This is a genomic window from Pseudomonas sp. LBUM1644 (genome assembly GCF_059716195.1).
Genome location: NZ_CP166812.1, coordinates 4,899,564 through 4,914,653, shown reverse-complemented (window position 1 = coordinate 4,914,653; position 15,090 = coordinate 4,899,564). Strand labels below are relative to the sequence as shown.

17 protein-coding genes and 2 pseudogenes are annotated in these 15,090 nt (G+C 59.5%); 11 read left to right on the top strand and 8 right to left on the bottom strand.

Translation table 11 applies throughout. From position 1 onward, the window contains the following. Positions 1-333: 333 nt before the first annotated feature. Positions 334-1,365, bottom strand: a complete 1,032-nt coding sequence (gntR, locus tag ACA052_RS22485) for an HTH-type transcriptional regulator GntR (RefSeq protein ID WP_497646847.1) — start codon at positions 1,363-1,365, stop codon at positions 334-336. Positions 1,366-1,580: 215 nt separating this feature from the next. Here gntR and ACA052_RS22480 point away from each other — a divergent pair, with 215 nt between their 5' ends. Beyond that, positions 1,581-2,114 (top strand): gluconokinase, encoded by a 534-nt coding sequence (locus ACA052_RS22480; protein ID WP_497646846.1) that lies wholly within the window; start codon positions 1,581-1,583, stop codon positions 2,112-2,114. 82 nt (positions 2,115-2,196) lie between these two features. Beyond that, a complete protein-coding gene (locus ACA052_RS22475) occupies positions 2,197-3,549 on the top strand; it encodes a GntP family permease (RefSeq protein WP_497646845.1) in 1,353 nt (450 codons plus the stop codon). A gap of 150 nt (positions 3,550-3,699) precedes the next feature. Here the strand turns inward: ACA052_RS22475 and alaC are convergent, their stop codons facing one another. Continuing rightward, complete coding sequence (gene alaC, locus ACA052_RS22470; RefSeq protein ID WP_497646844.1) at positions 3,700-4,908, bottom strand: alanine transaminase; 1,209 nt, start codon at positions 4,906-4,908, stop codon at positions 3,700-3,702. 138 nt (positions 4,909-5,046) lie between these two features. Here alaC and ACA052_RS22465 point away from each other — a divergent pair, with 138 nt between their 5' ends. From ACA052_RS22465 to ACA052_RS22455, 3 genes are all read left to right on the top strand, one after another. After that, positions 5,047-5,709 (top strand): LysE family translocator, encoded by a 663-nt coding sequence (locus ACA052_RS22465; protein ID WP_497646843.1) that lies wholly within the window; start codon positions 5,047-5,049, stop codon positions 5,707-5,709. 67 nt (positions 5,710-5,776) lie between these two features. Next, on the top strand, positions 5,777-6,265 hold the full coding sequence (locus ACA052_RS22460; protein ID WP_497646842.1) for a GyrI-like domain-containing protein: 489 nt from the start codon (positions 5,777-5,779) through the stop codon (positions 6,263-6,265). Positions 6,266-6,306: 41 nt separating this feature from the next. Then, on the top strand, positions 6,307-6,795 hold the full coding sequence (locus tag ACA052_RS22455) for a GNAT family N-acetyltransferase (protein ID WP_497646841.1): 489 nt from the start codon (positions 6,307-6,309) through the stop codon (positions 6,793-6,795). A 106-nt stretch (positions 6,796-6,901) separates the two neighbouring features. On the opposite strand, the gene ACA052_RS22450 is transcribed toward ACA052_RS22455, so the two are convergent. Then, positions 6,902-7,387: a GNAT family N-acetyltransferase gene (locus ACA052_RS22450; protein ID WP_497646840.1), complete on the bottom strand. Its 486-nt coding sequence runs from the start codon at positions 7,385-7,387 to the stop codon at positions 6,902-6,904. Between the two features lie 141 nt (positions 7,388-7,528). On the opposite strand from ACA052_RS22450, the gene ACA052_RS22445 reads away from it, so the two are divergent. From ACA052_RS22445 to ACA052_RS22435, 3 genes are all read left to right on the top strand, one after another. After that, positions 7,529-7,954: a YybH family protein gene (locus ACA052_RS22445; RefSeq protein WP_497646839.1), complete on the top strand. Its 426-nt coding sequence runs from the start codon at positions 7,529-7,531 to the stop codon at positions 7,952-7,954. 67 nt (positions 7,955-8,021) lie between these two features. Next, positions 8,022-8,366, top strand: coding sequence for a YciI family protein (locus ACA052_RS22440; protein WP_497646838.1), 345 nt, complete (start codon positions 8,022-8,024; stop codon positions 8,364-8,366). 57 nt (positions 8,367-8,423) lie between these two features. Then, a complete protein-coding gene (locus ACA052_RS22435) occupies positions 8,424-9,656 on the top strand; it encodes an RNA polymerase sigma factor (RefSeq protein WP_497646837.1) in 1,233 nt (410 codons plus the stop codon). A gap of 75 nt (positions 9,657-9,731) precedes the next feature. On the opposite strand, the gene ACA052_RS22430 is transcribed toward ACA052_RS22435, so the two are convergent. After that, on the bottom strand, positions 9,732-10,586 hold the full coding sequence (locus ACA052_RS22430) for a LysR family transcriptional regulator (RefSeq protein ID WP_497646836.1): 855 nt from the start codon (positions 10,584-10,586) through the stop codon (positions 9,732-9,734). Between the two features lie 90 nt (positions 10,587-10,676). On the opposite strand from ACA052_RS22430, the gene ACA052_RS22425 reads away from it, so the two are divergent. After that, positions 10,677-11,114: a multidrug/biocide efflux PACE transporter gene (locus tag ACA052_RS22425; protein WP_497646835.1), complete on the top strand. Its 438-nt coding sequence runs from the start codon at positions 10,677-10,679 to the stop codon at positions 11,112-11,114. A gap of 91 nt (positions 11,115-11,205) precedes the next feature. Here ACA052_RS22425 and ACA052_RS22420 read toward each other — a convergent pair whose 3' ends face one another. Further along, a complete protein-coding gene (locus tag ACA052_RS22420; protein WP_497646834.1) occupies positions 11,206-12,120 on the bottom strand; it encodes a LysR family transcriptional regulator in 915 nt (304 codons plus the stop codon). Positions 12,121-12,233: 113 nt separating this feature from the next. On the opposite strand from ACA052_RS22420, the gene ACA052_RS22415 reads away from it, so the two are divergent. Further along, complete coding sequence (locus ACA052_RS22415; RefSeq protein WP_497646833.1) at positions 12,234-13,088, top strand: NmrA family NAD(P)-binding protein; 855 nt, start codon at positions 12,234-12,236, stop codon at positions 13,086-13,088. A gap of 44 nt (positions 13,089-13,132) precedes the next feature. Here ACA052_RS22415 and ACA052_RS22410 read toward each other — a convergent pair. Beyond that, positions 13,133-13,258 (bottom strand): annotated as a pseudogene (locus tag ACA052_RS22410) (short-chain dehydrogenase); the annotation flags it as partial. Positions 13,259-13,289: 31 nt separating this feature from the next. Here ACA052_RS22410 and ACA052_RS22405 point away from each other — a divergent pair. Continuing rightward, a pseudogene (locus ACA052_RS22405) lies at positions 13,290-13,385 on the top strand (LysR family transcriptional regulator); the annotation flags it as partial. 111 nt (positions 13,386-13,496) lie between these two features. Here ACA052_RS22405 and ACA052_RS22400 read toward each other — a convergent pair. Together ACA052_RS22400 and ACA052_RS22395 are read right to left on the bottom strand one after the other, a co-directional pair. Then, on the bottom strand, positions 13,497-14,219 hold the full coding sequence (locus tag ACA052_RS22400; RefSeq protein WP_054044827.1) for a TylF/MycF/NovP-related O-methyltransferase: 723 nt from the start codon (positions 14,217-14,219) through the stop codon (positions 13,497-13,499). Next, complete coding sequence (locus tag ACA052_RS22395; protein ID WP_497646832.1) at positions 14,216-15,082, bottom strand: 2OG-Fe(II) oxygenase family protein; 867 nt, start codon at positions 15,080-15,082, stop codon at positions 14,216-14,218. The genes ACA052_RS22400 and ACA052_RS22395 overlap by 4 nt, the downstream gene beginning before the upstream one ends. Positions 15,083-15,090: the final 8 nt, after the last annotated feature.

The window sequence follows — 15,090 nt, the reverse complement described above, 5'->3', positions numbered from 1 at the left end:
TTGGCCAGAAGCCGACGACGGCTTCCACGAATAGGCCTGATACATAGATGCAACGGGGCGACGGTTTTTCAAAAGCGGGTAGACAGTGGGGGCGAGTCCATACATAGCAGCTGGCGAAGCCTGCGTTCGGCTGCGCAGCAGTCGTGAAATCAGCCGACGCGGTGATTCAGGAAGACCATACGCACAGGTTTTACGACTGCTGCGCAGCCGAACGCAGGCTCCGCCAGCTGCTACAGAGAGCGCATTTCGCGAGTCCTGCGCCACCTCAGGTTAATCGGGTGCTGGATAACCTCGACCCACAAGACTAAACGCACGCGATTAGATGCGAGGACGTCAGCTGCTTTCGCGCACCTTCAGCTCAAACCCCATGTCCTGCACCGGTTTCGCCACGGTGTTGCCGGCCAGCAAGGTCAGCATCAGTTCCGCCGAACGACGGCCAATGGCCTCGCGCGGGGTGCTGATACTGCTCAGGCGCGGCACCATGTGCGACGAGGCCGGCAGGTCGTTGAAACCGAGGATCGCCACTTGTTCGGGGATCTTGATCCCGCAGCGCATTGCCTCAAGCAATGCGCCCTGCGCCAGGTCGTCGTTGCCAAAGAAGATCGCATCGACATCGGGATGACTGGCGATCAGTTGCAGGAACAGCTCTCCGCCCAACCCGACGGAGGAGGCACGAGGCGTCAGCACTTCCAGGCCCGGGTCATACAAACCGGCCTTTTGCAGGGCTTTGCGGAAACCTTCGCCACGCAGCAACGTGCGTTGATCCAGTTGCGCGCCAATGTAGGCCAGGCGCTTGCGACCGCGCGACAGCAAATGCTCCGCGGCTGTTTCACCGGCAGCCAGTTGCGAAAAGCCCACGCAATTCACACCCGCCGCACTGTCCAGCTCCATCATGTACACGCACGGAATGTTGCTCGCCTCGATCATCCGCCGTGAGCTTTCTGTACGGTCAAACCCGGTCAGCAGCAAGCCGCGCGGCTGATACGCCATGTAATTGCGCAGCAGGTTTTCTTCTTCATCGCGTGAGTAATGGAAGTTGCCGATCAGCACTTCGAAGCCCTTGGGGCGCAACACCTGATGAATGGCTTCCAGCGTATCGATGAACAGCAAGTTGGACAGCGACGGCACCAGCACCACCACCGAATGGCTCTGCGCCGAGGCCAAAGCGCGGGCGGCGGGGTTGACCACGTAGTTGAGTTCAAGTGCTGCTTTCTGGACTTTTTCCGCCAGTTCGGTGGCCACCGTGCTGACGCCACGCAAGGCGCGGGAGGCGGTGATCGGGCTGACGCCGGCCAGTCGGGCGACTTCATTGAGGGTGGGACGGCCAGTGGTGCGAGTATTTTTATCGTTTTTAGGGGCGGTCATCGGGCGGCTTGCCAAACAAAATTCAAGGCACTAAGGTAGCGCTGTCCCGAAGCAGCTGCAAATGCGTAAGCGAGTTTTGCCTGAACCTCGCTTTTCGGCGTTGGGAACGAACATGCTGCAACCCACAAAAATGACAAGAAGGCGTCGGCAACTTCTGCTTTTGATCTAGTGTCATAACTGGCAAAGGTAGCGCTGTCTGCGCGCTGAGGTGTTACATGAATCATCCCATCACCGCCCTGGTCATCATGGGTGTTGCCGGTTGCGGCAAGACATGCGTCAGCGAAGCCCTGTGCGAGCTCAGCGGCGCAACGGCCATTGAAGGCGATACTTTCCACCCTGCCGCCAATATCGAAAAGATGAGCGCGGGTATCCCCCTGGACGACGACGACCGTGCCGGCTGGCTCGACAGCTTGTGCGATGAACTGCGCCGCGTCGACGCCACGGGCCAGCGCCCGGTGTTGACCTGCTCGGCCCTCAAACACATTTACCGCGAACGCCTGCGCAGTGCCTTGCCAGGCCTGGGCTTCGTATTCCTTGAACTCACGCCTGAAGTCGCCGCCGATCGTGTCTCCCATCGGCCGGGCCACTTCATGCCGTCGACATTGATCGACAGCCAGTTCGCAACCCTTGAATCACCGGTTGGCGAGCCCTTGACCCTGGCTCTGGACGCGTCGAACCACAGCGTCGACCAATTGGCGAAGCAGGCGCACATCTGGTGGCTGGCCCATGGCCTGAAACAAGCCGTATGAGTGCCGCTGAAAAAGATAGCGCTGTCCTGATGGCGCGCGAATTACCCGCTTTAATAACAACAACAACCAGGAGACACCCCTAATGTTTGGCATGTCCCACGAGACGTTCCTGCTGCTCGATGCAGTGGTCACGGTCATCGGGCTTATTGTCCTGATCACCAAGTTCAAGTTGCACCCGTTCATTGCCCTGATCATCGCCGCGGCCTTTCTCGGGCTGACCTCCGGCATGCCGATCGGCACCATCATCAAAGCGTTCCAGGACGGCTTCGGTGGCGTGCTGGGCTTCGTCGGGATCATCCTCGCGCTGGGCACGATGCTCGGCAAAATGATGGCCGAGTCGGGTGGGGCGGATCAAATTGCCCAGACCCTGATCCGGGCGTTCGGCAAGGATAAGGTGCAGTGGGCGATGATGTTCGCGGCCTTCCTGGTCGGCATTCCGCTGTTCTTCGAAATCGGTTTTGTCTTGCTGATCCCGCTGGTGTTCATCGTTGCCCGGCGTACGGGCGTGTCGATCATCAAGATCGGCATTCCGCTGCTGGCCGGCCTGTCCGCCGTGCACGGCCTGGTGCCACCGCACCCGGGCCCGTTGCTGGCCATCGGCGTGTTCGGTGCCGACATCGGTAAAACCATTCTGTACGGACTGATCGTTGCACTGCCGACGGCCATTATTGCCGGCCCGATCTACGGCACGTTCATTGCCAAATACATCCCCGGCCATCCTAATCAGGAGCTGGTGGATCAACTGGCGCGCGAGCCGGATTCTGCTGAACTGCCGAGCTTCGGCATCACCCTGATCACCGTGCTGCTGCCAGTGTTCCTGATGTTGCTCAAGACCTTTGCTGACGTGGTGCTTCCGGACGGCAATTTCTTGCGCACGTTCATGGACCTGGTCGGTCACCCGATTTCGGCACTGTTGCTGGCCTTGCTGCTGTCGCTGTACACCTTTGGCCACAAGCAAGGCATGGGTTCCAGCAAGATTCTGAAATTGCTCGACGCAAGCCTCGCGCCGACCGCCGCGATCATTCTGATCATTGGTGCCGGTGGTGGCTTCAAGCAGATGCTGGTGACCAGCGGCGTGGGTGACGTGATCGGCCACATGGCGGTGAACGCACAGATCTCACCGATCCTGCTGGCGTGGCTGGTGGCGGCAGTGATTCGTGTAGCGACCGGTTCGGCAACCGTGGCAACCATTACGGGCGCAGGCATTGTGGTGCCGGTGGTGGGGATGATTCCCGGTGTGAACCGCGAGCTGCTGGTGCTGGCGACCGGCGCCGGTTCGTTGATCCTGTCTCACGTCAACGACGCGGGTTTCTGGCTGGTGAAGCAGTACTTCAACATGACCGTGGCGGAAACCTTCAAGACCTGGACGGCGATGGAAACCATCCTGTCCATCGTTGCGTTGGGCTTTATCCTGCTGCTGTCGATGTTCGTCTGACACGATTGCCTGGCACAAAAAAACCGCAGCGATGCGGTTTTTTTGTGGCCTATTCCCCCTGTAGGAGCTGCCGCAGGCTGCGATCTTTTGATCTTGACCTTAAAGCAAGATCAAAAGATCGCAGCCTGCGGCAGCTCCTACAGGGAACGGTTATTTGGTCACTAGCCCATCCGCCCGGAACATCCCGCGAATCCCGCGCACGGCCTGACGAATCCGGTCCTGGTTTTCGATCAGTGCGAAGCGCACATGATCATCCCCATATTCCCCAAACCCGACACCCGGCGAGACGCAGACTTTCGCTTCGGCGAGCAGTTTCTTGGCGAACTCCAGAGAACCCAAATGCGCATACGCCTCAGGGATCTTGGCCCAGACGTACATCGCCGCTTTCGGGTTCTCAACCATCCAGCCCAGTTCATGCAGGCCTTTGACCAACACGTTGCGTCGCTGGCGGTACTGTTCGGCGATGTCCTTGACGCACTGCTGATCGCCTTCCAGCGCCGCAATCGCCGCGACTTGCAGTGGCGTGAAGGTGCCGTAGTCGTGGTAACTCTTGATCCGCGCCAGGGCGTTGACCAGCTCAGCGTTGCCGACCATGAAACCGATGCGCCAGCCGGCCATGTTGTAGCTCTTGGACAGGGTGAAAAACTCCACCGCGATATCCTTGGCGCCGGGCACCTGCATGATCGACGGGGCTTTCCAGCCGTCGTAGACGATGTCGGCGTAGGCCAGGTCATGCACCACCAGCACGTCGTACTGCTTGGCGAGGGCGATCACTCGCTCGAAGAAGTCGAGCTCCACGCACTGCGCGGTCGGGTTGGACGGGAAGCCGAGGATCATCATTTTCGGTTTCGGGATCGAGCCACGAATCGCTCGTTCCAGCTCGGCGAAGAAATCCACGCCTGGAATCAATGGCACCGAACGCACTTGGGCGCCGGCAATCACGGCGCCGTAGATGTGAATCGGGTAGCTCGGGTTGGGCACCAGTACCGTGTCGCCCTGATCGAGCGTCGCCAGCATCAGATGCGCCAGGCCTTCCTTGGAACCGATGGTGACAATGGCCTCGGTTTCCGGGTCGATGTCGACCTCGTAGCGATCCTTGTACCAGTTGGAAATCGCCCGGCGCAGGCGCGGAATACCCTTGGACGTCGAGTAACCGTGGGTGTCTTCGCGTTGGGCGACGGTGACGAGTTTTTCGACGATGTGCGGCGGCGTCGGGCCGTCGGGATTGCCCATGCTGAAGTCGATGATGTCTTCGCCACGACGACGGGCGGCCATCTTCAGCTCGGCAGTGATGTTGAATACGTAAGGAGGGAGTCGATCTATGCGCGCAAAGCGGCGCGGCGAACCTGGGTTAGCCATTGTTGCCTCGGTAACGTGAGCGCCCGGAACCGTCCGAGCGACGCTGGCCACTGCGGTGGCCTGTTGCGGAAGATAAGGGCTGGTATGGCAAACTGTCCAGCGACGATGTAAACAAATTTTTCCGAAGGAAATGTGTGGATGGAATTTACCAGTGGCTTCCTGCTGAGCCTTTCGCTGTGCCTGGATATCGGCGTGGCCAATATCGCGATGATCACGTTGGCCATGCAGCGCGGCTATTTCCAGGGGTTTGCGCTGGGATTGGGCACCTGTGTTGGCGACCTGATCTACGCGGTGCTGGCATTGGCCGGCATGACCGTTTTGCTGCAATACGAAAGCGTGCGCTGGGTGCTGTGGATCGGTGGTTCGGCGCTGCTGATTTATTTCGCGGCGAAGATGATCTATTCGGCGATTCACCACGAGGCGGTGTTGGCCCAGACCGCCGAAGCCGGCCACAACTCTCACCGCAAAGAGTTTTTCCGTGGCATTTTTCTCGCGATGTCGTCACCCAGCGCCATCCTCTGGTTCGCAGCGGTCGGTGGCACCCTGATTGCACGCTCCGGCACGTCAGGCCCGGTCAGTTCGGCGCTGTTCCTGAGCGGGTTCTTCTTCGCGGGGCTGCTCTGGAGTGCAGGCCTGTGCTTCGCCGCGAGCCATGGCGGCAAGTTGCTGGGCGACAAATTGCTGCGTTACTCGTACATGGCATCGGCAGCGATCTTCTGCTATTTCGCGGTGTACGTGATCCTATCGGGGTACAACGAGTTTGTCGGCGCGGGCGCCGTCGAGCAGTTGCACGCACTGTAGGTGGGCGAATCGGGTTTGGCTTCTATACTCCCAGCCAAACCCACTTTTTTGATCCAGGAGTCGAGTCATGGAAGAGCAAACAGGCGTCGAACCCACTGGGCCACGCTTCGAACACGGGCACTTCCTGCTGATTGCGGGGTTTGGTGGACGTTTTACCCAGCAAACCACGGCAAGCATTCCCGACCTCTGGGAACAATTCAAACCTCACATCGGTAATGTTCCGGGGCAGGTTGGCGAAGCGACTTACGGCATCTGCTGCAACCCCGACGGCAAGGGTGGTTTCGAATACATCGCCGGTGTCGAAATCAGCAAACTCGACGACTTGCCGGACAAGTACCGCTGGGTCGAGGTTCAACCGCAGAAATATGCAGTGTTCGAACACCAAGGCCCGCTGAAAACGTTGCCCGAGACCTTCCATTACATCTGGAAAACCTGGCTGCCACAGTCCGGTTTTCACGCAGCGGACGCTCCGGAGTTCGAACGCTATAGCGCAGACTTCAACCCGAAGCTCAACACCGGCGTATTGGAAATCTGGCTGCCGATCAAGGCGCAATAACTTATGATCGCCAGCCTTTCCATCGCTGATTCCGAGCTGCCATGAACACCGTCATCCGCCACGTCACGCCTGCTGATCTGGACCGTTGCTACGCCATCGAAACCGTCGCCTACGAAGGCGACGAAGCCGCTACCCGCGAGAAAATTGCCACCCGCATCGCCACGTGGCCCGAGGGCTTTATCGTGGCTGAAGTCGACGGCGTTGTAGCCGGGTTCATCAATTCCGGTGCGGCGTTTCAGGTGGAAATGTCGGACGAGGCGTTCAAGGAATTGATCGGCCACGACCCGGCCGGTCCGCACGTGGTGATCATGTCGGTGGTGGTGCATCCGGACTATCAGGGGCAAGGTTTGGCCAAGCGTCTGATGGGGGAGTTCATCGAGCGGATGCGTGCGCTGGGCAAGACCAGCATCCACCTGATGTGCAAAGAAAGGCACATCCCGCTCTACGCCGGGTTCGGTTTTGCCTACATCAAGCCATCAGCGTCCGACCATGGCGGCATGGCCTGGCACGAGATGACGCTAAACCTGTAAACCCGATCCCTGTAGGAGCTGCCGCAGGCTGCGATCTTTTGATTTTGCTTTTTTAAAAAACACCATCAAAAGATCGCAGCCTGCGGCAGCTCCTACAAGGTGCACTTCAGAAAACCAGGCCCATTCGCCGTTCATAGCCGATCCGGCCCTTGTACGCTTCGCCGCTGTCGACCCAGCCGAATTTTTCATAAAGCGCGATGGCTGCAGCATTGTCCGCATCCACCGACAATTCCAGCGCTTTTATTTCCGGAAACGCCTGACGCGCCACCTCGGGCAGCGCTTGCAGGCAGGCCTTGCCGTAGCCCTTGCCCTGGGCGTGCTGATCGACCTGCAGCGCATGCAGCGTGGCGCTGTGTTCATCGGCCCAGGCGGGTAATACCGGCGGGCGCTTGAGCAGCAGGAAAGCGACGGGGATGTCTTCGGCCAACAGGGCAAATCCTTTGACGCCAGGTCCCGGTTTGGACAACAGGCTGTGCAAGGCACCGTGGATGTCGCCGGAGAACCTGATTTGTTCTTTGTGCACTTCGATGGCCTCGACCTGCTGGCGCTGCAGCGCATTCAGGCTTTCGTAAGGCACGAGTCGGGTTGTCACTGGAGTGTCCTTTTTCCTACACAAATGAGTCTCGAATTCTAGCGAGTTTGTGTGCATGGATTATTTTTATTTCGGCTGTCGATTTGGCGTTTCACCAGGCGACTAAGGGTGTCTCACAACAAAAAAACACGGAGAACCACCATGAGCGCAACCACCGAAATCCAGACCTTGATCGACCGTTATCGCCAGGCAGTCATCGCCAAGGATGTCGAGAAAATCATGACGTTTTACGCCGACGACATCGTCTCGTACGACGCCGTCAAGGCCCTGCAATTCCGGGGCAAGGCCGCCTACCGCGCCCATTGGCAGGACTGCATGGAAATGTGCCAGGGCCCGCACAAGTTCGACTTTGACCACATGAACATCGTGGCCGACGAACACATCGCTTTCGCACACTGGCTGGCCCATTGCGGCGGCACCAACGACAAAGGCGAAACCCAGGCCTGCTGGATGCGCGTCACCGCCTGCTATCGTCGTGAGGCGGGACAATGGCGCATCGTCCACGAACACTGGTCGGCCCCGTTCGACATGGTGAGCGGGACCGCGCTGTTCAACCTGGAACCCTGATCGTCGGGAAATTCACCAAAGCGTCCGTCAGCAGCCATAGTTGATCAGTTCGATCCGGGAGAATCCCATGAAGTACTTATGCCTGGTCTACAGCAACGAACATGAGCTGCACAGCCAGCCTGACAGCCCCCATGATGCCGAGTGCATGGCCTACGCCGAGTCGATCCAGGGCAGCGGCCGGATGGTGGCGGCCGAGGCGCTCGAGTCGGTGCAGACCGCGACCACCGTGCGCATGCGTAACGGGAAAATGTCGATCACCGACGGACCGTTCGCCGAAACCAAGGAGCAGTTGGCCGGCTTCTACCTGATCGATGCCAAGGACCTGAACGAAGCAATCCAGCTCGCCGGCAACATTCCGGCGGCGCGCGTCGGCTGTGTCGAGGTGCGTCCGGTTCGCCAGTTGAATGCCTGAGTAAAATCACCACAGGAGAGCCCATGAATCCACAGCCATTGCAGGCATGCCTGACTGATGCCTGATGTGTCGGTAACGGCTCGGGTCGAGCAGGTTTACCGCGAAGATTCGCGGCGAATACTGGCGACCCTGATCCGCCTGCTCGGCGATTTCGATCTTGCCGAAGAGGCCTTGCACGAGGCGTTTTTCGTCGCAGTCGAGCGTTGGCAGCGGGACGGCGTGCCGGACAATCCGCGCACCTGGCTGGTGTCCACCGGGCGCTTCAAGGCGATCGATGTGTTGCGTCGGCGGGCGCGCTTCAGGGCGTCCCAGCCAATGCTGAACGCGCAACTGGAGACGCTCGAGCAGGCCGATTGGAGTGACGAAGACGTGGAAGATGATCGCCTGCGCCTGATCTTCACCTGCTGTCACCCGGCACTCGCGGCGGACGCCCAGGTACCGTTGACGCTGCGCGAAGTCTGCGACCTGACCACCGAGGAAATCGCCCGGGCGTTTCTCTCGGCACCGGCGACCATCGCCCAGCGCATCGTGCGCGCCAAAGCCAAGATTCGTGATGCAAAAATCCCTTATCAAGTGCCGACCCTGGCCGAATTGCCTGAACGTCTCGACAGCGTTCTGCGGGTGATTTACCTGGTGTTCAACGAAGGGTATTCGGCGTCCATCGGTGCTGAATTGACCCGGGAAGAGTTGACCCGCGAGGCGATTCGGCTCGGACGATTGCTCATGGAGCTGTTGCCTGAACCGGAGGTAATGGGGTTACTGGCGCTGATGCTGCTGCATGAATCGCGGCGCCCGGCGCGGGCCTCGTCGAGTGGTGAGCTGATTGTGCTGGATGAGCAGGACCGTTCGTTGTGGGATGCCGGGTTGATTGCCGAAGGCTGTGCGCTGATTGAACGGGCGCTGACGACGCAGCGATTCGGGCCGTACTGCCTGCAAGCGGCGATTGCCGCGGTGCATGCTGAGGCACCGACGGCGGGGGAGACAGACTGGGCGCAAATTGTCGGTTTGTATGAGGTGCTGCTGGTTGCGGTGCCTTCGCCGGTGATCGAGCTGAACCGTGCGGCAGCGATCTCCAAACGGGATGGGCCGTTGGCGGCGCTGACCTTGGTTGAAGGGATTCTGGGGCGGGGGGATTTGCTGGACTACCACCTGGCGCATTCGGCGCGGGCGGAATTCTGTCGGCAGCTGGGGCGGGTTGAAGAGGCGAGGGCAGCGTATGGGCGGGCGCTGGAGTTGACGCAGCAGGTGCCGGAGCGGCGGTTTATCGAGGCGCGGATCAGGGCTTTGTAGCAAAAAGATCGCAGCCTGCGGCAGCTCCTACAGGAGATCGCATGTAGGAGCTGCCGCAGGCTGCGATCTTTTGATCTACTCCAGCATCTTGTTCAATAGCCAACTCCCCGCCGGCCCCGGTGGATGCAGCCGCGACCACAGTGCATCGACAAACACCGGTTTTGGCCAGCCACGCACCTGCAGTTCCACCAACGTCCCGGTATCAAACCGTCCCACTAACCAACGCGGCAAAGGCGCCCAGCCAAACCCGCCCTGAGCCATTTCCAGCAGCATCAGATAACTCGGCGCCGACCACACTCGCCCTTTCGCCCGGCTTTCATACGGATTGACGATCGTCGCCAGGCGCAGCTCCCGATGTTGCTGCAGCACCTCCTGATCGATTCGGCTCAATGCGGCCAACGGATGTTCGCGGGACACAAACAAAGCGATTTCGGTCTTTTCCTCCACCGTCGAGCTGACCAGGTCCGGCGGATAAATATCCTGCATCTCGGCGAAGGCCACATGCGCCCGACCGCTTTGCACCAGCGCAATCAAGTCATCGCACTCGGCGATCAGGCATTCAAGTTCCAGGTCTGGATAACGCTGCTCGAACGCACTGAGCGCCGCTTCGAACCGGTCGGACTGATAGGTATCGGAAATTGCTACCGTCAGCTTCGGCTCAACCCCTTGCGACAGTTGGCTGGCGGTCATTTCCAGGCGGCTGGTGGCGGCCAGGATCTCTTCGGCCCGTTGCAACATCACGTGCCCCGCGGGGGTGAGGCTGGGCTTGCGGCTGCTGCGGTCGAAGAGGACCAGGTCCAGATCGATCTCAAGGCTGGCAACCGCGGCGCTGATGGTCGACTGACTGCGCCCCAGTTTGCGTGCCGCCGCGGAAAACGAGCCTTGCGTCGCCGCTTGCACAAACGCTTGCAACACTTCCTGAGAGGCCATGAACTATCGCCTTGATCGATGGTTATTGGTTATGAAGTATCGGTGTGAGGGCGGATCATGGCAACCACAGTCACTCAGAGGAGCCTGACCATGAGCGTCAACAAATCCATTACTGAACGTATTTTCCAGGCCATTGGTTTCGAACTGCTGGCCATCCTGATCTGTACGCCACTGCTGGCGTGGATCATGGACAAACCGATGCTCGACATGGGCATTGTCACCGTGGTGATCGCCGCACTGGCCCTGGCCTGGAACGTGGTGTTCAACGGCCTGTTCGACCGGGTGCTCAAGCGTTTCGAGATTGCGCATACCGCCTGGGTTCGGGTGATCCATGCGCTGCTGTTCGAAGGCGGACTGGTCGCGGTCGGCGTTCCACTGATTGCCTGGTGGCTGAACATCAGCCTGTGGCAGGCGTTCCTGCTGGATATCGGGGTGTTGCTGTTTTTCCTGCCGTACACCTACGTTTATCACTGGGTGTATGACGTGGTGCGCGAGCGGCTTGTCATGCGCAATGTTTGCGAAGGTTAAAAGCCAAAAGATCGCAGCCTGCGGCAGCTCCTACAATTGAAATGCGATCCCCTGTAGGAGCTGCCGCAGGCTGCGATCTTTTGATCCTGACCTACCGCGCAATACAAAGCTCACTGACAAAGTCCATGAACGCCCGCACCTTGGCCGCCGGTAAATGCCGCGAAGGGTACAAGGCATACAACGGAAAACGCTCGTCGGGCCAGTCAGGAAACAACTCCACCAAGCGTCCCTCCTTCAAGGCCGGCGCTATACCCAGGTCCAACACCTGGGCGATGGCCTGGCCGCTTTCGCAGACGCTGTGCAGCGTCCCGACATCATTGACCAGCAATCGGCAATGGGGCTGCACATGGAGCACCGGGCGCCCCGGCCGATGAAATTCCCAGCCGAACGGCCGAGCGGTTTGCGGATCACGAAACTGCATGCACACATGCCGGTCGTCTTCCATGTCCTGCGGTGTCAGCGGTCGACCGTGTTTCTTCAGATACGCCGGTGAGGCGAGCGTCAGTACCCGCACCTCCAATAGCTTGCGCGCGACCAATGACGAGGACGCCGGATGGCCGAAACGCACGGCGAGATCAAAGCCGTCCGCAACCATGTCGCCCAGTTGGTCGCGGGTTTGCAGCTCCAGGTACAGCTCGGGATAACGCGTCATGAATTGCCCCAGCGCCGGCCCCAGGATCAGCCGCGAAAAGTACGGGTCCATGTTGACCCGTAACCGTCCCCTGACCTGAACCGCACTGGTGGATACCGAATGGGCAGCCTCTTCGAGACTGGCGAGCAGCGGCGCGATTTCGCCGTAGAAACGCCGACCTTCATCGGTCAGGGTGACGGTTCGTGTGGTGCGGTCGAACAGGCGAATGCCCAGGCGCTTTTCCAACCGGGCAATGGCCCGGCTCACGCCCGATGGTGTCAACTCCAGGGCTTCGGCGGCCCGAACAAAACTGCCGCCATCAACCACCGCGCTGAATACACTCATGCCGCTGGCGAGATTGGCATCAAAGCTCATTAGTGATTCCAGATCATTTGTGCAATGACATTCATGCTATCGGAGAACCTGTGTATTTCGCTGAATATTCTCCCCATCGCGACCAACGTCGTCTTCGAGCAGGAGAACAGTTCATGTACGCAGTCATGGGAATTACCGGTCAGGTGGGCGGCGAAGTTGCCCGTACGTTGTTGGCCGCTGGCCACACCGTGCGCGCCGTGGTGCGCAGTGTCGATAAAGGCGCAGTGTGGGCGCAACGCGGGTGTGAAGTGGCCATCGCTGATATTGATGATCGTGCCGCAATGGCGCAGGCATTCACTGGGGTGGTGGGGGTTTTTGTGATGATGCCGTCGAACTTCGACCCTTCACCCGGCTTCCCCGAAGCCCGACAAGTGGTGGACAACATTCGTCAGGCACTTGAAACAGCGGGGCCTGGCAACGTGGTGTGTCTGTCAACCATTGGCGCCCAAGCCTCCCAGCCAAACTTGCTGAACCAGCTGCAATTGCTGGAACAGGCGCTGGCCACGCTGGAATCGCCCGTCACCTTTTTGCGCCCGGCCTGGTTCATGGAAAACGCCCAATGGGATGTCGAGCACGCGACGGGCTCAGGGATGATTCCGAGTTTCCTGCAACCACTGGATAAACCGGTGCCGATGATCGCCACGGCGGATGTCGGGCGGGTGGCTGCCGAATTGTTGCAGGAGGCAGCGCGAGGTCAACGCATCGTCGAACTGGAAGGTCCACAGCGCATCACCCCTCTGCAATTGGGCGCCGGTTTCAGCGAACTGCTGGGTAAACCGGTGCGGATGCAACACGTGCCGCGAGCGTCCTGGCAGGCGTTGTTCGAGAGCCAAGGCATGCGCAATCCACTGCCGCGCATGCAGATGATCGATGGGTTCAACGAAGGTTGGATCGAGTTTGAAGGCGAGCCACGCAAAGGCAGGGTGGAGTTGCTGGCGGTGTTGAAGGGACTGCTTTCTCGTCGTTGAAGCATGAACGGGCTGAAGATCAGCCCGTTCGAAACCGCTGCGATTTACAAAAACATCCCGCCCGACGCCTCAACCCGTTGCCCGTTGATCCACTGGCTACCCGGCGCCAGCAGCAGCGCAATCGCGGCGCCGATATCGTCCGGCTGGCCGACGCGGCCCAATGCGGTATTGCACGGTCGGAAGGTTTTTTTGTACGAGCAAGAGGTCTCGTTGCTCTACGCCCGGCAACGGCATTTGCCGCTGCGGGTGCGAGCGTTCATGGACTGGCTGGCACACATCATCCAGTCCACAACCTGAAAAACAACACACGTCCCCTGTAGGAGCGAGCTTGCTCGCGATGGTGTGTCAGGCGCATTGATGTCGACTGACACTCCTTCGCGAGCAAGCTCGCTCCTACAAAGTGATGTGTCAGACGTGGAAGTAGCCTACGCAGCTATCAAACGGCAAACGCTTCAGTTCGATCTTGTTCAGGTCGAGCACTTCGCGCAGGGCTTTAGTTTCGCCCGGGAAGTTGCGGTAAGCGACTTCGTCCAGCACCACGACCGCACCTTTTGGCATGTACGGCAGGAAAGTTTCCAGTGCGACTTTGGTCGATTCGTACAGGTCGGTGTCAAGGATCAGCATGGCCACGACCAGGTCCGGACGGGTCTTGACCCACTCAGGCACGGTCTTGACGATGTCGCCCTTGACCAGCTCGCAGCGCGGGATACGGTTGACCGGGCGCAGCAGGTCGTTGGCGTCGATCATGTCCTGGATCAGCGACTGGTCGGTGTCGGAGAACATGGTCTCGTTGACGTCGGCCGGGTCTTCTTTCTTGTCGATGCTTTGGAAGCCTTCGAAGGTGTCAAAGCCCACGATCGAACGGTTGATCGCGTACGGTTCGAGAATCATCGACAAGTGCATGTAGAGCATCAGCGAGTTGCCCTTGTACACGCCGCACTCGATGATCGCGCCCGGTACTTCGGCGACTTTCTTGAACAGCTCCATGCGCGACAGGGCAGCGGTCACGCCGATGCGGTTGGCGAACACGAACGGCGCGTCGGCTACATACTCGGCATCGACCCGTTTCAGGACGTTGGCACGGGTTTCGTTGTACTGGGCCTCTGCAGGCGTGATGCGACGCTTGGTCATGCTTCGATTCCTTGGAAATTAGAAAAGTCGTGGGCGTGGAAATAGTCTTTGAAGCCTGCGCCGACGTCCGGGCACGCGCTGTCGACGTTGATCGCGCCGCGCTTGTGCTTGAGGTCGTCGAGGTGCATCAGGCGGAAGTCCACGCTGAAGCGGGTTTGATTGGTGTGGTTGGCAACCGTGCCATGCAGGTGCGAGCCAGAGAAGATCAGCATTTCACCGGTGTTGCCGGCGACGCGCAGTTCAGACGCTGCATTGATCTCTTCCAGCGGCACCGGGTGCACGCGGACTTCCTCCTTGAGGTTGTCCTTGGCTTTGTGCCGCTGGTTGCTGATCCAGTCGTTGAGGCTCCATTCACTGGAGGTGTTCTTCACCGGCACGTCGAAGTAGCCGCCGTTGATCATCATGGTCTGGTCGGGGCGAATGGTATGCACCGGCATCCAGGTGTTGATCTGGCAATCGACGCTGCCGTACCACGTGTCGCGATGCGGCTTGTACGCGTAGCTGACACCGGCGTGCAGGTAGTCGTAGTTCGGCACCACGCGAATGCGCGGCACGTCGAAAATATACTCGTGCGGGTCAACGCCGATCTCGTCGATGAACGACAGGATCAGGTCCTTGGCGCGCTGGCTGTTGGTGAACTGGCCCTTGAGGCGCGTCACCAGTACCACGAATTCTTCCACCGGCATCAGCGTGTGCAGCGCCTGGTGATTAGTCTCGCCGTCGAAAGCGGCGGTGATGCTTTCCTGAGCGAACGCACACAGCTCTTTGGCGGCGCGCAGCTGAGTGTTCAGGAAAATATCGCCGGCGTAGATGGCTTCTTTGAAGTCAGCTTTGTGCTGAAGCTGATTGATATACAGATTCACGGTTCCTC